Here is an 18,582-nt window from a genome sequence, read left to right on the forward strand (position 1 = left end):
TGATAATGTTTGATCAGCGTCCCGGTTCCGCAAGGCCACGCGGAAAGATACGGCGTGGCGCAAAGCCACTTTCGCGCAGAGCGGCCTCGATCGCGAGCGAATGCGCCTCGCCGCGCGTCTCGACGGTGACGTCGAGCGAGACGCCCTTGGCCGGTACGTCGAGGAAGAGGCGGCCATGGCTGACCTCGAGGATGTTGGCGCCTTCATTGCCCAGCATGCTCGCGACCTTGCCGAGCAGGCCCGGCCGGTCGCTCGTGGTCAGGCGGAAGGCGACGATTCGGCTTTCGCGTTCGAGTTCGCGCACCATGATCGCCGCCAGCAGGCGCGTGTCGATATTGCCGCCGCAGAGCACGAGCCCGACCTTGCGGCCGGCATAGCGCTGCGGCTCCTTCAGCATGGCGGCGAGACCGGCCGCCCCGGCCCCCTCGGCAAGGCTGTGCTGGAGCGAGGCATAGGCGTTGACGGCCCGCTCGATCAGATCTTCGCCGACGAGCACGATGTCGGAGACGAGGCTGGAGACGATCGGCAGCGTCTGCACACCGACGGTCTTGACCGCGATGCCCTCGGCCAGCGTCGCACCGCCGATCGGCATGTCCTCGGCATTCACCGCATTGTAGAAGGACGGGTAAAGCGCAGCCTCGACGCCGATCAGCTCGATGCCGGGCTTCAGCGCCTTGGCCGCGACCGCATTGCCGGCCATCAACCCACCGCCACCCAGCGGGATGATCAGCACGTCGAGATCCGGCTCGTCGTCGAGCATTTCGCGCGCGATCGTGCCCTGGCCCGCCATCACGGCTGCGTCGTCATAGGGGTGGACGAAAACCAGTTCCTCGGCCTGCGCGAGTTCGCGGGCGCGCTGGGCGGATTCGTAGAGCGTCTCGCCATGGAGCACGACGCGGGCGCCATGGGCGCGGGTGTTCTCGACCTTCACCAGCGGCGTCGTCTCGGGCATCACGATCGTCGCGGGGATGCCGAAGCGCCGCGCGTGATAGGCGACCGCCTGGGCATGGTTGCCGGCCGACATGGCGATGACGCCGCGCGACTTCTCGTCCTCGTCCAGCGTTAGGAGCTTGTTGACCGCGCCGCGCTCCTTGAAGGAGGCGGTCGCCTGCATGTTCTCATGCTTGACCAGCACGGTCGCGCCGGTGAGTTCGGAAAGACGCGGCGCCGGCACCAGAGGCGTGCGCAGCACATGGCCCTCGATGCGACGCGCCGCCTCTTCGACATCCTCGGGGGTGATCGCGAAGGGTTCGCTCATATCCGGTTCCGTTCAAACCTGTCGTGGCGCCAGCGCGCCATCGCCGAAGAAGCCGCCCGGGCGCAGGATCAGCACCAGAACGAGCAGGGAATAAACCGCGATGTCGCGCGATTCGAGCGGCATCGTCGACGACCACACCACTTCGAACAGCGCTATGCAGAGCCCGCCGAGCGCCGCGCCGCTGACGGAGCCGATGCCGCCGAGGATAGCGGCGACCAATGCCTTGAGCCCGAGCGAGAAGCCGCCGGCAAAGCCCATGCCGCCATAGATCACCGTGACGATCACGCCCGCCATGCCGCAGGCGGCACAGGCGAGGATGAGCGCGACATCGTGCACCCGCCGCGCTTCGACACCAAACAATGCGGCCGTGCGCGCATCGTCGGAAACCGCGCGCCAGGCCCGGCCATAGGCCGAGTATCTGAGCAGGAGGACCAGTCCGAGCGCCACGCCCAGCCCGCAGGCGGCAAGAACGAGTCCGAGCGGGTTTGCCGTGACGATGAAGCTTCCGGCCCGCGCCACCGCGATGGGCTCGTTGAAGACGGGCGGCAGCCAGCGCAATTCCGGCCCCTGGGCCAGTCGCAGATATTCCGACATGGCGATGGCAAGTCCGATGGTTGCGATCAGCACCTGCTGGCCGTTGGACCGTTCGAGATGGCGCAGCACGAACCGCCCCATCGCAAAACCATGGAAGGCTGCGACCAGAATGGCCACGGCAAAGGCGACGACGAGGCCCGAGGCCGGCGTCGAGACCGCAAGCGTGACCAGCAGCGCAACGCCGACGACGGAGGCCAGCGCTCCCAATGCTGCGAATTCGCCGAAACTCAGGATGATGCGGCCGGTCAGCCCGTAGATCAGTGCGTAAGCCGAAGCGAGGAGAGCGTAGATCGCCGCCGAGGGCAGGGCGCTCATGGCCTGCTGGAGGCCGTAGGCGAGGGCGAAGGGAAGGACCGGCAGGTTTTCGCTGGGCTCCATGCCGGGGTCGGGCGGCGGCTCCGCCCTGTTCTCCAGATAGAAGCGCCGCAGCAGGTAGAAGCTTGCATCGCTCATCGGTCTGCCGTCGGAGGCAACGCCGATCAGCGCGCCGCGCTGGATCGCACCGCCTTCCCCGGCGAACAGGCAGTCGATGCTGCGCCTGCGGGTGGATCCCGAGCCGGACTGGCTGCGGTAGAACAGGCGCAGGGTATTAGGCAGCGGGCCGGCGGTGGCGCGCTCGATGGCGATGCGCGCCTCCGGCGGGTTGAGTGCCGGGATCGCCTGCCGGCACAGCCGCGTCTGGTCGGTGTCAAAGCCCTCGCCGCAGCCGGCGAGCAACAGCAGTGTCGCTAGAATCAGGGGCAGGGCGCGCATCGGGGCAAGACTAGCGCAAGATGCGGCTTGTCGCGCCATTGCCGTCATTGCGAGCGCAACGAAGCAATCCAGGAGGCGTAGAGCAAAGCGCTGGATTGCTTCGCTGCGCTCGCAATAGCGACTTGACCAGTTACGACTTGGCCAATGACGACTTGGATTCGTCGAACGGGCGTGCCTTAGCCGCCCGCCTTCAGCCTTTCGGCCACCTTCGGCGCGAAATAGGTCAGCACGCCATCGGCCCCGGCGCGCTTGAAGGCCATCAGGCTCTCCATCATCGCCTTGTCCCCATCGAGCCAGCCATTCTGCGCGGCGGCCACGATCATCGCGTACTCGCCTGAGACCTGGTAGGCGAAGGTCGGGACGCGGAACTGGTCCTTCACTCGCGCCACGATGTCGAGATAGGGCAGGCCGGGCTTGATCATCACCATGTCGGCGCCTTCGTCGAGATCGAGCGCGACCTCGGCGATGGCCTCGTCGGAATTGGCCGGGTCCATCTGATAGGTGCGCTTGTCGCCGATCAGCGTGGCGTTGGTGCCGATGGCATCGCGAAACGGCCCGTAGAATGCCGACGCATATTTCGCCGCATAGGCCATGATCTGCGTCATCTCGAAGCCGTTGGCGTCGAGAGCGGCGCGGATCGCCCCGACGCGCCCGTCCATCATGTCCGAGGGCGCGATCACATCGGCGCCGGCATCGGCCAGCGCCAGCGCCTGCTGGGTCAGAATGTGGACGCTGGCATCGTTGAGCACGGTTTCGCCGTCCATCACGCCGTCATGGCCGTGCGAGGTGTAGGGGTCGAGCGCAGCGTCGCAGATGATGCCGATCTGCGGAACCTCGGCCTTGATGGCCCGCACCGCGCGGCACATCAGGTTGCGCGCATTGAGCGCTTCCGACCCGGTCGGGTCGCGCAGGGATTTCTCGACGAAGGGGAAGGGGGCGATCGCGGGGATGCCGAGCGCTGCCGCATGCGCGCTCTGGCGCACGGCCTCGTCGATGTTGAGGCGGTCGACACCGGGCATCCAGGCGACCGGCGTGCGGGCTTGGCTGGAATCCATCAGGAAGAGCGGCCAGATCAGGTCATCCGTGGTCAGGACGGACTCGCGCACCAGGCGCCGCGACCAGTCGGCCTTGCGGTTGCGCCGAAGACGCCGGGTCAGTCCCAACGATCCGCCGAAAGCCTCGTCCTGGCGCGCCTGCGGAGCAGGGAACGGTCGCACAACCCGAGATTCCATGATGCCTTCGCCTTGCTCGATCACGATACCGGGGAGGGCATCGGCCCTTCAGGCGGTCTCGTGCTGCGTGCGTCGCGTTTGATGCGCACGCTCCGAAATCCTCCATAGCACATAGGAACCGTTCCAAAACAGGGCGCATGGTCGCAACGCCAGATTGCGCCGCGCGTCTGCCTTCGTCATCGGTGCCAAATCGCGCCGAGCCAAATCGCGCTGTGCATGGCCACGCGTTGACAAGCGTCGGCGCCCCGGCCCAGAACCGCCGCACAAGTTCGCTCAAGGGTACGTGCCGCATGTCGCAGGACGCCGAGATCATTTGCGAGGTGCGGGGCGCCGCCGGCATCGTCCTCCTCAACCGTCCCAAGGCCCTGAACGCGCTGAGCCTCGGCATGGTCAGGGAGTTGGCGCGCGCGCTCGACGCCTGGGAAAACGACCCGGTGGTGACGCGTGTCGTCGTAACCAGCGCCAGCGAAAAGGCCTTCTCGGCAGGCGGCGACATCAAAGCGTTGCATGATCTCGGCCGCGCCGGCCAGTATGACGAGATGCTGTCCTTCTGGCGCGAGGAATACATCCTCAACGCGCGCATCAAGGCCTATTCGAAGCCCTACATCTCCCTGATCGACGGCATCGTCATGGGCGGCGGCGTCGGCATATCCCTGCATGGCAGCCATCGCATCGCCGGCGACCGCTATCTCTTCGCCATGCCGGAGGTCGGGATCGGCTTCTTTCCCGATGTCGGCGCCACCTTCGCGCTGCCGCGACTGCCGGGCGCTGGTGGTATCTACCTGGCCCTGACGGGCGACAGGGTCGGTGCCCCCGATGCCCTGGCGCTCGGCCTTGCGACCCATGCCGTCCCGAGCGCGCAAATGGCGGAGCTGGCCGATGCGCTGACGGGCCGTGGCGCGCTCGACGACATCCTCGCCGGCTTCACTCATGACCCCGGCCCCCAAAAGCTTGCGGGCGAGCGGGCAACCATCGCCGAATGCTTCGGAGGCGCCAGCCTCGCCACCATCCTCCAGCGCCTGAAAGCAGCAGCCGAAGGCGGCAGCGCCTTTGCCGGAAAGCTGCTGCAGACGCTCGCCACGAAATCCCCGACCAGCATCGCGATCGCTTTCGAGCAGATGCGGCGCGGCGCGGGCCTCGATTTCGCCGAGGCGATGCGAACGGAATTCCGCATCGTCTCGCGCATCGCGCGCGGCCACGATTTCTATGAAGGCGTCCGTGCCGTCGTCATCGACAAGGACCATGCCCCGCGCTGGGAGCCAGCGACGATGGAAGCGCTCGATCCCGCCGCGATCTCTGCCTATTTCGCTCCGCTCGGGGCCGATGAACTCGTGCTGGAGGCGTGAGCTTGGGCCTGGGAGGGGATGGCGAGGTCCTGCGCGGCACGCGTGCAGGCGAGCAGGCAACGAAGACCGCCAAGACGCGCTGGCGGCTCGTGCTCGTCTGGCTGCTGCGGCTGCTTTCGGTGTTCTGGATGGCCAAGGGCCTGATGGCCTGGGCCGTGATCTTCGGGGTCAGCGGCGACGACCAGCCACCCTTCGAATCCCGTTTGCTCAGCTTCCAGGCGATCATCGTGTATTTCGCGGTGATCGACCTCGTGGCCGCCGTGGGCCTGTGGCTGACCAGCACCTGGGGTGGCGTTCTCTGGCTGCTGGCCGCTCTCAGCCAGATTCTTCTGGGCTTCTTCTTTCCTCGGTTCCTGCCTATGGCGCCGTGGATGTCGGGCGCCTATCTGGCCTTGATCGCGACCTATTTTCTGGCGACCTGGGCGGCGGAGAATGAGGGCTCCTGACAGGCGTCGAATGGCTCGATTGCGTCCGGCCTTGGTAATAAACGCTTTAGCTTAAGCGTTTCTGGCTTCACTTACGATTCACCCAAAGGGGTAAATCTCCGATTCATCCTGATATTTAAACTCGTTTTCATCCGTGCCGCCTATGGTGTTCTTCAGAAGCGGATCGGGAGTTTAATCCTGACCGATGCTCAACAGGCGGGATATACCATGAAAGCGAGCGTAAAGACTTCAGCTGCTCCCAAGACGGAAGAAGCTGATCTGAATGTGAAGCCACTTTACCTTGAGTCTCTGACCCTGGTTGAACGGCTGCATCGGCGTCTTCTCGACGTCATCAAGGACGAGTTCGAGCGTCGTGGACGCGACGACGTCAACAGCGTCCAGGCGCTGCTGCTCTACAATATCGGCGATGCCGAGCTCTCCGCCAGCGAGTTGCGGACGCGCGGTTACTATCTCGGTTCGAACGTCTCCTACAACGTCAAGAAGCTGGTCGAACTCGGCTACCTCCATCATGCGCGGTCGCGCATCGATCGCCGCTCGGTCCGCATCAGCCTGACCGAGAAGGGCGCCGAAGTGCACAATCTCGTGAAGGGCGTCTACGACAAGCACGTCCGCACGGTCGAGCAGATCGGCGGAATCGCGCCTGACGATTTCGAGCGCATGAACAATGCCCTGTTGCGCCTGGAGCGCTTCTGGACCGACCAGATCCGCTACAAGCTCTGAAATCGGCCGGTCCGGGCTCGCTTTCAGGCCGTCGAACCGCTGACACTGCTCCCGGGCGCAAGCCTCGGGGGCTGTGCCGCGTTGCCCTCGCGTTGCCCTCTCCGGCAACTGTGGCACGCGCGCCATGCATGCGGCAGAAGGCTGGCATGCCCTAAATTCGCCGCTCTCATCACGCCACGTTAACCGTGCTACGACACCGTCGCCTGGATGGGCGCTGTTCGCGATCGCGGGCGCCGCCTTTTCGGCGACGTTTTCACGCGGCCCGCCGGTGAACGAAGTTGCGGCCCGCTATATGGGCGAAGTCAAAGAGGGAAGCGATGTCGAATATGAGCCTGACCCGACGCGAAACCGTGCTCGCGCTGCTTTCGGGCGCTGCCACGGCAGCGTCAGTCCCGGCCTTCGCGCAGCAGGCGGAGTGGCGCCAGAGCTATGATGCCGGCGCGCGCAACGCGGTCGCTCGCTCTTCGACACCGATGCTCTCGCCCGAATCACTCCAGGCGACCGAGCAGGCCATCGTCGCCTATCGCGATCTTGCCGCCCGCGGCGGCTGGCAGCCGGTACAGATCGGCGACAAGCTCGCCATCGGCTCGCGCGGACCTGCCGTCATCGCGCTGCGCCAGCGCCTGATCATCACGGGCGATCTCGACGCCTCCGCCGGCACCAGCAACGTCTATGATTCCTATGTCGAGGCTGGCGTTCGCCGCTTCCAGTCCCGCGTCGGGCTGTCGACGACGGGTGCGATCAACCGCGCCACCGTCAACGCGCTGAACGTGCCGATCGACCGCCGCATCCGCCAACTCGAGACCAATGTGGTGCGCCTGCGTTCCTGGTCGGGCAATCTCGGCAACCGCTACGTCGTCGCCAACATTCCCGCCGCGATGGTCGAGACTGTCGAGAACGGCCATGTCGCGACGCGCCACGCTGCCGGCGTCGGCAAGATCGACCGTCAGTCGCCGCTGCTTCAGACCAAAATCCCTGAGATCAATTTCAATCCGACCTGGACGGTTCCTGCCTCGATCATCCGCAAGGATCTGATCCCGAAGATGCAGAAAGAGCCGAACTATCTGACCGAGAACAAGATCAGGATCATCGGCCCCAGCGGCGAGATTCCGCCCGCCCAGGTTAACTGGCGCTCGGACGAGGCGACCCGCTACACCTTCCGCCAGGATCCGGGCGGCGATTTCAACTCGCTCGGCTTCGTGCGCATCAATATCCCGAGCCCTCACGGCGTCTACATGCACGACACGCCGGCCAAGGGCGTCTTCGGCGACGACTATCGCTTCGTTTCGTCAGGCTGCATGCGCGTCCAGAACGTGCGCGACTATGTCGCCTGGCTGCTCAAGGAGACACCCGGCTGGGATCGCGCCAAGATCGACGAGACGATCCTGTCGGGCGAGCGCGTCAACGCACGCATCAGCAATCCGGTGCCGTGCTACTGGGTCTATGTCACCGCCTGGGCGACGCCCGATGGTGGCGTGCAGTTCCGCGACGACATCTACAACAAGGACGGGCTTGGACCCGCACCTGTGGCTCAGCTGCAGGGCGATCAGGATATCTGATCGGCTGACGGCCTGAAGCGACCATCAAACCCCGGCCGTCGTGCCGGGGTTTTCGTTTTTGGGAGGTTTCGCGGGTGCGGCGCATGCCGTGCGGTCATGTCGCCCGCATCGGTGCTTGGAATGACCCGCTTGCGCATGCTACGCAGCCGGCGAACCGAGACCGCCATCTGCGCCCGATCTGGCGGCCCGCGACGAGCCAAAGCGCCGAGGAGACAGCCATGAGCCGTGACGCCGCCGCCGACAAGCATTTCTCCAATTCCTTTTTCGCGGCCTCGCTTGCGGATTCGGACCCCGAGATCGCCCGCGCGATCGAACTCGAACTCGGTCGCCAGCGCGACGAGATCGAGCTGATTGCCTCGGAGAACATCGTCTCGCGCGCCGTGCTCGAAGCGCAGGGCTCGGTGATGACCAACAAATATGCGGAAGGTTATCCCGGCCGCCGCTATTACGGCGGCTGCCAGTTCGTCGATATCGCCGAAAAGCTCGCGATCGAGCGCGCCTGCCGACTGTTCGGTTGCTCCTTCGCCAACGTCCAGCCGAATTCCGGCAGCCAGGCCAATCAGGCGGTCTTCATGGCGCTGATGCAGCCGGGCGACACCTTCATGGGGCTCGATCTCGCTGCCGGCGGGCATCTCACTCATGGCGCCCCGGTCAACCAGTCCGGCAAATGGTTCAACGTCGTGTCCTATGGCGTCTGCGTCGTCGACCAGACCATCGACATGGACGCGCTGGAGCGCCTCGCCATCGAGCACAAGCCCAAGGTCATCGTGGCCGGCGGCTCGGCCTATGCGCGCCATTGGGACTTCGCCCGCTTCCGCGAGATCGCCGACAAGGTCGGCGCCTATCTGTTTGTCGACATGGCCCATTTCGCCGGCCTCGTAGCTGGTGGCTCGCATCCCTCGCCATTCCCCCATGCCCATGTCGCATCGACGACGACGCACAAGACCCTGCGCGGCCCGCGCGGCGGCATGATCCTGACCAATGACGAGGCGCTGGCGAAGAAGTTCAACTCCGCCATCTTCCCGGGCATCCAGGGCGGACCGCTGATGCATGTCATCGCCGCCAAGGCGGTGTCGTTCCAGGAAGCGCTGCAGCCGGAGTTCAAGGTCTATGCCCGCGCCGTGGTCGAGAACGCCAAGGCGCTGGCCGAGACCTTGAAGACCAAGGGCTTCGACCTCGTCACCGGCGGCACCGACAACCATCTGATGCTGGTCGACCTGCGCTCCAAGAAGATCACCGGCAAGGCGGCGGAAGCCGCTCTCGGCCGCGCCCACATCACCTGCAACAAGAACGGCATTCCCTTCGATCCCGAGAAGCCGATGGTGACCTCCGGCATTCGGCTGGGCACGCCGGCTGCGACATCGCGCGGTTTCGGCGTTGCCGAGTTCCAGCGCGTCGGCGAGCTGATCGCCGAGGTTCTGGATGGCCTTGCAGTGAATGGCGAAGAGGGCAATGCCGCCGTCGAGCAGGCGGTCAAGGCCAAGGCGCACGAGCTGACCGCGCGCTTCCCGATCTATTGAGACGGGGGCAGGCGGCGGTCGCCTCGCGCGCCGCCGCCCGTTTCTGTCCAACTCACCTTTGAGAACCCGCCATGCGCTGTCCTTATTGCGGTTCCCTCGACACGCAGGTGAAGGATTCCCGTCCCACCGACGATTCCGCCTCGATTCGCCGCCGCCGGGTCTGCCCCGATTGCGGCGGCCGTTTCACGACCTTCGAGCGCGTGCAGCTGCGCGAGCTGACGGTGGTCAAGCGTTCCGGCCGGCGCACCGCCTTCGACCGCGACAAGCTCCAGACCTCGATCGATATCGCGCTGCGCAAGCGCGCGGTTGCGCCCGAGCGCGTCGAGCGCATGGTCAACGGCATCGTGCGCCAGCTCGAAAGCTCGGGTGAGGCCGATATCGCGAGTTCCGCCATCGGCGAACTCGTCATGGAGGGCCTGAAGGCGCTCGACGATGTCGCCTATGTCCGCTTCGCGTCGGTCTACAAGAATTTCCGCGAAGCCCGTGATTTTGAAGAGATTCTCGGCCAGCTCAGTGCCGATGAGGAGGAGGGCGCAGTCGCGCCGTCGCCAGTCCGCAACGATGACTGACAGTAGCGCGATCGATCGCGCCTTCATGCGGCAGGCCCTCGATTTCGGGGCGCGCGGGCAGGGCACGACCTGGCCAAATCCTTGTGTCGGCGCCGTCGTCACGCAGGATACGCAAGACGGTCCCGTCATCGTCGCGCGCGGGCATACGCAGCCCGGCGGCAGGCCGCATGGCGAGGCGAATGCGTTCGACCGGGCCGGGCCGAACGCTGCTGCCGGCGGCACGCTCTACGTCACCCTCGAACCCTGCTCCCATCGCACCATCCGCGCCGCCACGCCTTGCGTCGAGCGCTCGATCCTGGCCGGGGTGAAACGGGTCGTGGCCGCAATGGCCGATCCGAACCCGCGGTTTCGCGGGCTCGGCTTCGCGCTGCTGCGGACGGCCGGGATAGCGGTGACGACAGGTGTCCTGGAGGGCGAGGCGCAGCGCACCCATCGCGGCCATGTGCTGCGCGTCACGCAGGGGCGGCCGATGGTGACCTTCAAGGTCGCGCGCACCGCTGACGGCTATGCAGGCGGGGCCGGCAACGAGCGTATCGCCGTATCCTGTCCCGCGGCCAATGGCTGGGTCCACCTAAAGCGCGCCCATCACGACGCGATCATGCTCGGCATCGGCTCCGTACTGGCCGACGATCCGCTGCTGAGCGTGCGCCTGCCCGGCATGGCGGCCCGCTCGCCGATCCGCGTCATTCTCGATTCGGCCCTTCGCCTGCCGCTGCACGCTCAGCTTGTGCGGACGGCTGGCGAAATCCCAGTCTGGGTCATTGCAGCAGAATCGGCACCGGTCGATCGCGAACTGGCGCTGGTCGCGGCCGGTATCGAGGTCATGCGCGTCTCGGCAGGCCCCGACGGCCATCTCGACCTCGGCGAAGCGTTGCGCCTGCTGGGTACGCGCGGGATCACCCGCGTCTTTTCGGAAGGCGGCCCGACCATCGCCGAGAAGCTGGCTGTGGCGGGGCTCGTCGACGAGGTCATCGTCTCGACCTCGCCAAATTCGCTGGGGCGTCCCGGCGTTGTCGCCATACGTCCCGGTCTTGCGGGATTGCTGGCCAATAGAGATGTTTACGCCCTGATCGAGACCGGGTTGATCGGTCACGACCATTTCGAGCATTTTGAGAGGACAGGCTGATGTTCACCGGCATCGTCACCGCCATCGGCACGGTTGTGGAGGCCGAAAGCAAGGGCCCGAGCCTGAAGCGTCTCGCCATCGCCAGCCCCTATGACGCCGCCGGCATCGAGATCGGCGCCTCCATCGCCTGCGCCGGCGTCTGCCTCACCGTCACGGCCCTGCGTCCGCGCAACGATGGCCAGCCGGGCTGCATCTTCCAGGTCGAGGCCGCTGCCGAGACGCTGTCCAAGACGCTGGTGGGCGATTGGCAGCCGGGCACCGCGGTCAATCTGGAGCGCTCGCTCAAGGTCGGGGACGAGCTCGGCGGCCACCTCGTCGCCGGCCATGTCGACGGCGTCGCAAGGATCTTGACGATCGATCCGATTGCCGCCGATCCCGATGCACCATGGGGCGCGACGGCGCGCTTTCACATCCGCGCGCCGCAGGGACTTTCTTCCTTTATCGCAACCAAGGGCTCGATCTGCCTCGACGGGACCTCGCTGACCGTCAACGGCGTCGAGGGAGATGTCTTCACGGTGCTGCTGATTCCGCACTCCTTCAGCGTCACCACCTGGGGCGAACGCAAGGCGGGCGATCCCATCCATATCGAGGTCGATTTGATGGCCCGTTACGCCGCGCGGCTTGCAGAGGCGCGTCGGGAGGGCTAAGAGCCCGTTTCAACTCAGCCCTCATCCTGAGGAGCCGCGGAACGCGGCGTCTCGAAGGATGCTTCCAGTGCGCGCTGGAGCATCCTTCGAGACGCCATTTCTGCCGAAATGGCTCCTCAGGATGAGGGCTGTAAGTGCTTTGGGCTCTGCTGGCCCGGTGCCCTTCGTATTCAGAGGACAAGAACCATGGCCGGACCCCGGCAGATCTCGGCCGACAAGGCCGCAACTCCTGCCGTCTCGCTGGACGGCGCCCGCGTGCTCGTCATCGAGGCGCGCTTCTACGACAAGCTCGCCGATGAATTGCTGGAGGGTGCGCTGGCCGTGCTCGACAAGGCCGAGTGCCGCGTCGATGTGGTCACCGTGCCCGGCGCATTGGAAATTCCCTCGGCCATCATCATCGGCATGCGCGCGGCCGACGAGTCGGTCGACCCTTACGAGGCGGTGATCGCGCTCGGCACGGTCATTCGTGGCGAGACCGGCCATTACGACATCGTCGCCGGCGAAAGCTCGCGCGCGTTGATGGACATCTCCGTGGCCTTCGCCCTGCCGCTCGGCAACGGCATCCTGACCGTCGAGAACGAGGCGCAGGCCTGGGCTCGCGCCAACCGTTCCGAGATGGACAAGGGCGGCGGTGCGGCTGAAGCGGCGCTTGCCGTGCTACGGTACAAGCGCTCGCTGGCGGAGCAATCCAGTCTTCCTGCCAGCCTTCCTGCCAGCCTTCCTGCGGAGCAACTGAAGTGAGCCGGGCCGAGATGCGCCGGGGCGCGCGGCTTTCCGTCGTCCAGGCGCTCTACGAAATGGAGATCGGCGGGCGCGGCGTGGTCGAGGCCATGGCCGAGTTCGAGTCCTTCTGGATCGGCAAGGAGGTCGAGGATATCGAGCTTCCCAAGGCCGAGATCGCCTTCTTCCGCGATCTGCTCGGCGGTGTGGTTCGCGAGCAGCGGCTGGTCGATCGCTCGGTCGACGAGGTGCTTGCCTCCGGCTGGCCCCTGAAGCGCGTCGAGGCGGTCGTGCGCGCGGTGCTGCGCGCTGGCGCCTATGAGCTCGCTTTCCGCAAGGATGTGCCGGCCCGCGCCGTGATCTCCGAATATGTCGCGGTCGCGCGCGGCTTCTACGATGGCGAGGAGATCGGCATGATCAACGCTGTCCTGGACAAGATGGCCCGGGACTTCCGGGCCGACGAGTTCGACGCGGCGACGGCCTGACATCGCCATGGCCGCCGCAAGCGACCGTCCCGGCGAATTCGAGCTGATCGCCCGCCATTTCGCTCCGATCGCAGGGGCTGGCGGGCTTGGACTCGTCGATGATGCCGGCCTGCTCAGGCCGGCGCGCGGCTACGAGATCGTCGTCACGACCGATGCGCTGGTCGCGGGCGTGCATTTCTTTCCCGACGATCCGCCCGCCTCGATCGCGCGCAAGGCCCTTGCGGTCAATCTCTCCGATCTCGCCGCCAAGGGCGCCCGGCCCGACGGCTTCGTGCTGACCCTGGCGCTGCCGCAAGGCTGGACCGAAAGCTGGCTCGCCGATTTCGCGGCCGGACTCAGCCGCATCGCGGGCGAGGGCGGCTGCCCCCTGATCGGTGGCGACACGGTTTCGACGCCCGGCCCCCTGACGCTTTCCATTACCGCCTTTGGCAGTGTTCCCGCCGGCCGCATGGTGCCGCGCTCAGGCGCGAAACCCGGCGATCTCGTGCTGGTCTCCGGGACGATCGGGGATGGCGCGCTGGGATTGAAGGCTCATGGACCCGCCAGGCCGGCCTGGGTCGCCCAGCTTGGCGCGGCCGAGCGGGATTTCCTGGCCGATCGCTATCTCCACCCGCAACCGCGCCTGGCGCTGGCAGAGGCGCTGCAGCGTCATGCTTCTGCCGCCATGGACGTATCGGACGGGCTGATCGGAGACCTCGCCAAACTGCTCAAGGCCTCTGGCGTCGGCGCCGATATCGAGCTGGATGCGGTTCCGCTCTCGCCTGCGGCCCGCGCGGCGGTCATGGCCGATCCCGCGCTTGCGGAACTGGCCTGGACGGGCGGAGACGACTACGAAATTCTCTGCACGATGCCGGAAAGGGAATATTCTGCTCTGATGGCCGGTGCGGGGGAAATATCCGTCCCGCTGACGCAGATCGGCCGTATCACTGCGGAGGCTGGCGTGGTGCACTATCGCGAGAAGGGCAGGGTGCGCGAATTCGCGCACGGCTCCTTCTCTCACTTCTGACGGCGGCTCGCCCGGCTGCCAATCTGGATTGGCAGCTTCCCGATGAACCAGCATGTCCCCGCGAGCGATGGCGACGCCCTGGCCAAGCGCAATGCTCTGGTGCTCGCCTGCGCCCAGGCGCTTGGCGGTGCGAGCCCCTCGATCGTCATCTCGCTCGGCGGCATCGTCGGCTCCAGCCTTGTCGAGGACCAGACCTTCGCGACGGTCCCGGTCAGCCTGATGCAGTTCGGCATCGCCTGCGGCGTCATTCCCGCGGCCATGCTGATGCGCCGGCTCGGGCGACGCGATGGCTATGTCATCGGGGCCCTGATCGGCGCCATGGCGGCGAGCATCGCGGCGGCGGGAGCAGGCTCGCGGCTGTTCTGGCTGTTCTGCCTGGGCACCTTCATGTGCGGCCTCTACGGCGCTTTCGTCCAGAGCTACCGTTTCGCTGCGGCCGATACCGCGACCGAGAGCTTCAAGCCGCGCGCGATCTCATGGGTCATGATCGGCGGCATCGCGGCCGGCGTAATCGGCCCGCAATCGGTCTATTGGACGCGGGACCTGACGCCCGCGGCGCCCTTCGCCGCGAGCTTCCTGGCGCAGGGCTGCCTCGCGCTGATCGCGATCCTCGTCGTCATCCGCCTTCGGGCCCCGCCCGTCGCGGCGGTGAAGACGGCGGGCGGGCGGCCGCTGGGCGAGATCATGCGCCAGCCGAAATTCATCGCCTCGGTCATAGCAGCGCTCGTCGCCTATGGGCTGATGAGTTTCGTCATGACGGCCGCTCCGCTCGCCATGGTCGCCTGCGGCCATTCGGTGGGTGATGCCGCGCTCGGCATTCAATGGCATGTGCTGGCGATGTTCGGGCCGAGTTTCTTCACCGGCCGGCTCATCGCCCGCTTCGGCAAGGAGAAGATCACGGCTCTGGGGCTGATCCTGACGGCGCTCGCGGCCATCGTCGGGCTGTCCGGCCTGAGCGTCGCCCATTTCTGGATCGCGCTGGTGCTGCTCGGAATCGGCTGGAATTTCGGCTTCATCGGTGCGACCGCGCTGGTCACCGACTGCTACCGCCCCGAGGAGCGCGTCAAGGTCCAGGCAGCCAATGACTTCCTGGTCTTCGGCTCCGTCGCGATCGCTTCCTTCTCGTCGGGCGGCCTGCTTCATGCCGGTGGCTGGACCAGCGTGAACTGGCTGGTCTTCCCGCCTGTTGCCATCGCGCTTGCGCTGGTTGCGTGGCAGGCCTTATCGCGGCGGGCGGTGCCGGCCTGATCATCATCGTCGGCAGATGTCGAACAGGAGGAAAGCGATGCGTCCCCACCAGTTTCCCGTCACGGCCGGGCGTCTTCCTCCCGGAGCGATCGGCCACAACCGCGGCGTCGTCCGCCCGAACTATGCTTTCATGCCGCCCGAAGGCGTGCTGGTCAGCCGCCTGCCGCATTTCGAGCGGACCATCGCCCGGATCCTCGCCGCTCCCGTGCTCGGCGCCCGCTTTGCGCAATATGTGCTGGAGATCGAGCCATCAGGCGGAACGCGCGCGCCCTTCCGCGAGGACGGAATCCAGCATTTCTACTATGTCCTGTCCGGTCAGGCGCTTTTCACGGTCGATGGCGGCGCCCCGCAGGCCTTCACGCCCGGCAGCTTCGCCTATGTCCCGCCTGGAATGGCATTCTCGTTGCGCAATGACGGACCGGAGCCCGCGCGCGTGCTGGCCCTGCGCAAGCGCTACGAGCCCGCCGGCCTGCCAGTGCCGGAGGCGATCGTCTCGCATCGCGACGCTGTGCCGGTGACCAATCATACCGGGTTCGAGGGGCGCGGCTTCCAGTTCCTGCTGCCTTATGGCGACATGCGCTTCGATTTCGAGATGAACCTGATGTGGTTCAAGACCGGCGCATGCTTTCCCGATGTCGAGACCCACGTCATGGAACACGGGCTCTACATGCTGGAAGGGCAGGGCCTCTATTTCCTCGGGACCGAATGGCACGAGATCTGGGAGCGCGATTTCATCTGGATGGGCGGGTATTGCCCGCAGCAATTCTACCCCACAGGCTTCGCCGATGCCTGTTATCTGCTCTATAAGAACGTCAATCGCGACGTTGCGCTCTGACCGGCATTTCAGGCGCCGGTCTCGGTGCAGGCGAAACCTGAACTGAACGGCTTTGGAGGTGATCCAGAGTGCGATGAGCGCGTTTGCGATTTTGTTCGAAACTTGGCACAAATCGAGCTGACACTGACGATGCGCTGCGGGTGCTGAGTCCTTCGGCCCCCGCATTTTCATGAGTCTGGCGTCCAAGAACGTTAAGGGAAGCGCAAAGCCTTCCCGCGGGTCGAACGCTCAAGGTCAGGAAATCGAATGTCAGCTCTGCCTCTCATCATCATTCTGAGTGCGTTATCGATAGCCTATGGCGTCTGGGCCTATGGCGATGTCATGAAGCGCGACGCCGGCAACCAGCGCATGCAGGAGATCTCCGCTGCGGTCGCCGAGGGCGCGCAGGCCTATCTCAAGCGCCAGTACATGACGATTGCCATGGTCGGCGTCGTGCTCCTCGTGATCCTGATCTATCTCCTTGGAAAATGGGTCGGCATCGGCTTCCTGATCGGCGCGGTATTGTCTGGACTCGCCGGCTTCATCGGCATGAACGTCTCCGTGCGCGCCAATGTCCGCACCGCGCAAGCCGCGATGCAGTCGCTGGGCGAGGGCCTCGACGTCGCCTTCAAGGCGGGCGCGGTCACCGGCATGCTGGTGGCAGGCCTGGCCCTGCTCGGCGTCGCCGTCTATTACGGCGTCCTGACCTCCTTCCTCGGCTTTGCCCCGTCTAGCCGTACCGTGATCGACTCGCTCGTCGCGCTGGGCTTCGGCGCCTCGCTGATCTCCATCTTCGCCCGTCTGGGCGGCGGCATCTTCACCAAGGGCGCGGACGTTGGCGCTGACCTCGTCGGCAAGGTCGAGGCCGGGATCCCGGAAGACGATCCGCGTAACCCCGCCACGATCGCCGACAATGTCGGCGACAATGTCGGTGACTGCGCCGGCATGGCCGCCGACCTCTTCGAGACCTATGCGGTGACGCTGGTCGCGACCATGGTGCTGGCGGCGATCTTCTTCGCGGGCCAGGCGACGCTCGGCACGATGATGCTCTACCCGATGGCGATCGGCGCGGCTTGTATCGTGACCTCGATCATCGGCACCTTCTTCGTGAAGCTCGGCGCCAACCAGTCGATCATGGGCGCGCTCTACAAGGGCTTCATTGCAGCAGGCGTGCTCTCCGTCGGCGCGATCGCGGCGGTGAACTACCTGATGTTCGGCGGTTTCTCGGCCTCCTTCACCACGGTTCAGGGCGTCACCTTCACCTCGGGCGGGCTCTTCGCCTGCGCGCTGGTCGGCCTCGCGGTCACGCTGCTGATCGTCGTCATCACCGAATACTACACCGGCACGGGCAAGCGCCCGGTCGTCTCGATCGCCCAGGCCTCGGTCACAGGCCATGGCACCAACGTCATCCAGGGCCTCGCGGTTTCCCTGGAATCGACGGCGCTGCCGACCCTCGTGATCGTCGCCGGCATCATCGTCTCCTATGGCTTTGCCGGCCTGTTCGGCATCGCGATCGCCACCACCGCCATGCTGGCGCTGGCCGGCGTGGTCGTGGCGCTCGATGCCTTCGGCCCCGTCACCGACAATGCCGGCGGCATCGCCGAAATGGCGGGCCTGCCCAAGGAAGTGCGCCACTCCACGGACGCGCTCGACGCGGTCGGCAATACCACCAAGGCGATCACAAAGGGCTATGCTATCGGCTCGGCCGGCCTCGGCGCGCTCGTGCTGTTTGCCGCCTACACGTCGGACCTCAACTTCTTCATCGGCGAGGCCAACAAGGCGGGCTCGACCACATTCCAGTACTTCAAGGGCGTGGTCGTCGATTTCTCGCTGTCGAACCCCTATGTCGTCGTTGGCCTGCTGCTGGGCGGCCTGATCCCCTTCCTCTTCGCCGGCATGGGCATGACCGCGGTCGGTCGCGCTGCAGGTTCGGTGGTGGAAGAGGTCCGGCGCCAGTTCAAGGAGAAGCCCGGCATCATGAACGGCACGGAGCGGCCCGATTACGCCCGCGCCGTCGATCTGCTGACCAAGGCTGCGATCAAGGAGATGATCGTGCCTTCGCTGCTGCCTGTGCTCGCGCCGATCGTGACCTTCTTCGCGATCAACGCCATCGCCGGCAAGAACCAGGCCTTTGCGGCTGTCGGCGCCATGCTGTTGGGCGTCATCGTCACCGGCATCTTCGTCGCGATCTCGATGACCTCGGGCGGCGGCGCCTGGGACAACGCCAAGAAGTCCTTCGAGGACGGCTTCGTCGACAAGGACGGCGTCCGCCACATGAAGGGCTCCGAGGCACACAAGGCCTCGGTCACCGGCGACACCGTCGGCGACCCCTACAAGGACACGGCGGGCCCCGCCGTGAACCCCGCGATCAAGATCACCAACATCATCGCACTCCTGCTGCTGGCGATACTCGCTCACTCCTGAGCTGTCAGCGACTGCGTCAATCCAGAAACCCCGCGGAGCGATCCGCGGGGTTTTCTTGTTGGGCCATGCATTCGTCCCATCGCCCTTGCGGCAAAATGAGCCTAATAATAGATAT

17 protein-coding genes are annotated in these 18,582 nt (G+C 65.8%); 14 read left to right on the top strand and 3 right to left on the bottom strand.

The annotated features are described in order from the left end of the window. Positions 1 to 13 precede the first annotated feature (13 nt). The 3 genes from C4S73_RS21225 to hemB form a co-directional block, all read right to left on the bottom strand. Complete coding sequence (locus C4S73_RS21225; RefSeq protein WP_103874531.1) at positions 14 to 1,258, bottom strand: threonine ammonia-lyase; 1,245 nt, start codon at positions 1,256 to 1,258, stop codon at positions 14 to 16. 12 nt (positions 1,259 to 1,270) lie between these two features. Beyond that, entirely contained in the window at positions 1,271 to 2,605 is a 1,335-nt protein-coding gene (locus C4S73_RS21230; protein WP_160115867.1) for a branched-chain amino acid ABC transporter permease, read from the bottom strand. A gap of 176 nt (positions 2,606 to 2,781) precedes the next feature. Then, positions 2,782 to 3,837, bottom strand: coding sequence for a porphobilinogen synthase (gene hemB, locus C4S73_RS21235; RefSeq protein ID WP_103874660.1), 1,056 nt, complete (start codon positions 3,835 to 3,837; stop codon positions 2,782 to 2,784). A 290-nt stretch (positions 3,838 to 4,127) separates the two neighbouring features. Here hemB and C4S73_RS21240 point away from each other — a divergent pair, with 290 nt between their 5' ends. From C4S73_RS21240 to C4S73_RS21305, 14 genes are all read left to right on the top strand, one after another. Next, positions 4,128 to 5,183, top strand: coding sequence for an enoyl-CoA hydratase/isomerase family protein (locus C4S73_RS21240; protein WP_103874533.1), 1,056 nt, complete (start codon positions 4,128 to 4,130; stop codon positions 5,181 to 5,183). Positions 5,184 to 5,185: 2 nt separating this feature from the next. Further along, positions 5,186 to 5,629: a DUF6163 family protein gene (locus C4S73_RS21245; protein WP_103874534.1), complete on the top strand. Its 444-nt coding sequence runs from the start codon at positions 5,186 to 5,188 to the stop codon at positions 5,627 to 5,629. 207 nt (positions 5,630 to 5,836) lie between these two features. After that, on the top strand, positions 5,837 to 6,349 hold the full coding sequence (ldtR, locus tag C4S73_RS21250; protein ID WP_103874535.1) for a transcriptional regulator LdtR: 513 nt from the start codon (positions 5,837 to 5,839) through the stop codon (positions 6,347 to 6,349). A gap of 317 nt (positions 6,350 to 6,666) precedes the next feature. Beyond that, positions 6,667 to 7,908 (top strand): L,D-transpeptidase family protein, encoded by a 1,242-nt coding sequence (locus C4S73_RS21255; RefSeq protein ID WP_425290362.1) that lies wholly within the window; start codon positions 6,667 to 6,669, stop codon positions 7,906 to 7,908. Between the two features lie 218 nt (positions 7,909 to 8,126). Continuing rightward, positions 8,127 to 9,428 carry a serine hydroxymethyltransferase gene (gene glyA, locus C4S73_RS21260; protein WP_103874661.1) on the top strand — a complete coding sequence of 434 codons (1,302 nt, stop codon included), beginning with the start codon at positions 8,127 to 8,129 and terminating at the stop codon, positions 9,426 to 9,428. A 71-nt stretch (positions 9,429 to 9,499) separates the two neighbouring features. Next, complete coding sequence (nrdR, locus tag C4S73_RS21265) at positions 9,500 to 9,997, top strand: transcriptional regulator NrdR (protein WP_103874537.1); 498 nt, start codon at positions 9,500 to 9,502, stop codon at positions 9,995 to 9,997. Next, positions 9,990 to 11,123 (top strand): bifunctional diaminohydroxyphosphoribosylaminopyrimidine deaminase/5-amino-6-(5-phosphoribosylamino)uracil reductase RibD, encoded by a 1,134-nt coding sequence (ribD, locus tag C4S73_RS21270; RefSeq protein ID WP_200828069.1) that lies wholly within the window; start codon positions 9,990 to 9,992, stop codon positions 11,121 to 11,123. Before nrdR ends, ribD begins: the two co-directional genes overlap by 8 nt. After that, on the top strand, positions 11,123 to 11,770 hold the full coding sequence (locus tag C4S73_RS21275) for a riboflavin synthase (RefSeq protein WP_103874539.1): 648 nt from the start codon (positions 11,123 to 11,125) through the stop codon (positions 11,768 to 11,770). The genes ribD and C4S73_RS21275 overlap by 1 nt, the downstream gene beginning before the upstream one ends. 186 nt (positions 11,771 to 11,956) lie before the next feature. Then, a complete protein-coding gene (ribH, locus tag C4S73_RS21280; RefSeq protein ID WP_103874540.1) occupies positions 11,957 to 12,511 on the top strand; it encodes a 6,7-dimethyl-8-ribityllumazine synthase in 555 nt (184 codons plus the stop codon). 11 nt (positions 12,512 to 12,522) lie between these two features. Further along, the gene (gene nusB / locus C4S73_RS21285; protein WP_103874541.1) at positions 12,523 to 12,975 is read left to right on the top strand and encodes a transcription antitermination factor NusB; all 453 of its coding nucleotides are present in this window, start codon (positions 12,523 to 12,525) and stop codon (positions 12,973 to 12,975) included. 7 nt (positions 12,976 to 12,982) lie between these two features. Continuing rightward, positions 12,983 to 13,981: a thiamine-phosphate kinase gene (thiL, locus tag C4S73_RS21290; protein ID WP_103874542.1), complete on the top strand. Its 999-nt coding sequence runs from the start codon at positions 12,983 to 12,985 to the stop codon at positions 13,979 to 13,981. A 42-nt stretch (positions 13,982 to 14,023) separates the two neighbouring features. Continuing rightward, entirely contained in the window at positions 14,024 to 15,229 is a 1,206-nt protein-coding gene (locus C4S73_RS21295; RefSeq protein WP_103874543.1) for an MFS transporter, read from the top strand. A 37-nt stretch (positions 15,230 to 15,266) separates the two neighbouring features. After that, entirely contained in the window at positions 15,267 to 16,064 is a 798-nt protein-coding gene (gene allE, locus C4S73_RS21300; protein ID WP_103874544.1) for a (S)-ureidoglycine aminohydrolase, read from the top strand. Between the two features lie 246 nt (positions 16,065 to 16,310). Then, the gene (locus C4S73_RS21305) at positions 16,311 to 18,467 is read left to right on the top strand and encodes a sodium-translocating pyrophosphatase (protein ID WP_103874545.1); all 2,157 of its coding nucleotides are present in this window, start codon (positions 16,311 to 16,313) and stop codon (positions 18,465 to 18,467) included. Positions 18,468 to 18,582: the final 115 nt, after the last annotated feature.

The sequence above is a fragment of the Allobosea lathyri genome (assembly GCF_900108245.1).
Lineage (GTDB): Bacteria > Pseudomonadota > Alphaproteobacteria > Rhizobiales > Beijerinckiaceae > Allobosea > Allobosea lathyri.

Bases quoted from the DNA above. Each gene is read 5' to 3' on its own strand.
- C4S73_RS21225 (WP_103874531.1), bottom strand. From the start codon at position 1,258: ATGAGCGAACCCTTCGCGATCACCCCCGAGGATGTCGAAGAGGCGGCG.
- C4S73_RS21230 (WP_160115867.1), bottom strand. From the start codon at position 2,605: ATGCGCGCCCTGCCCCTGATTCTAGCGACACTGCTGTTGCTCGCCGGC.
- hemB (WP_103874660.1), bottom strand. From the start codon at position 3,837: ATGGAATCTCGGGTTGTGCGACCGTTCCCTGCTCCGCAGGCGCGCCAG.
- C4S73_RS21240 (WP_103874533.1), top strand. From the start codon at position 4,128: ATGTCGCAGGACGCCGAGATCATTTGCGAGGTGCGGGGCGCCGCCGGC.
- ldtR (WP_103874535.1), top strand. From the start codon at position 5,837: ATGAAAGCGAGCGTAAAGACTTCAGCTGCTCCCAAGACGGAAGAAGCT.
- C4S73_RS21255 (WP_425290362.1), top strand. From the start codon at position 6,667: ATGTCGAATATGAGCCTGACCCGACGCGAAACCGTGCTCGCGCTGCTT.
- glyA (WP_103874661.1), top strand. From the start codon at position 8,127: ATGAGCCGTGACGCCGCCGCCGACAAGCATTTCTCCAATTCCTTTTTC.
- nrdR (WP_103874537.1), top strand. From the start codon at position 9,500: ATGCGCTGTCCTTATTGCGGTTCCCTCGACACGCAGGTGAAGGATTCC.
- ribD (WP_200828069.1), top strand. From the start codon at position 9,990: ATGACTGACAGTAGCGCGATCGATCGCGCCTTCATGCGGCAGGCCCTC.
- C4S73_RS21275 (WP_103874539.1), top strand. From the start codon at position 11,123: ATGTTCACCGGCATCGTCACCGCCATCGGCACGGTTGTGGAGGCCGAA.
- ribH (WP_103874540.1), top strand. From the start codon at position 11,957: ATGGCCGGACCCCGGCAGATCTCGGCCGACAAGGCCGCAACTCCTGCC.
- nusB (WP_103874541.1), top strand. From the start codon at position 12,523: ATGCGCCGGGGCGCGCGGCTTTCCGTCGTCCAGGCGCTCTACGAAATG.
- thiL (WP_103874542.1), top strand. From the start codon at position 12,983: ATGGCCGCCGCAAGCGACCGTCCCGGCGAATTCGAGCTGATCGCCCGC.
- C4S73_RS21295 (WP_103874543.1), top strand. From the start codon at position 14,024: ATGAACCAGCATGTCCCCGCGAGCGATGGCGACGCCCTGGCCAAGCGC.
- allE (WP_103874544.1), top strand. From the start codon at position 15,267: ATGCGTCCCCACCAGTTTCCCGTCACGGCCGGGCGTCTTCCTCCCGGA.
- C4S73_RS21305 (WP_103874545.1), top strand. From the start codon at position 16,311: ATGTCAGCTCTGCCTCTCATCATCATTCTGAGTGCGTTATCGATAGCC.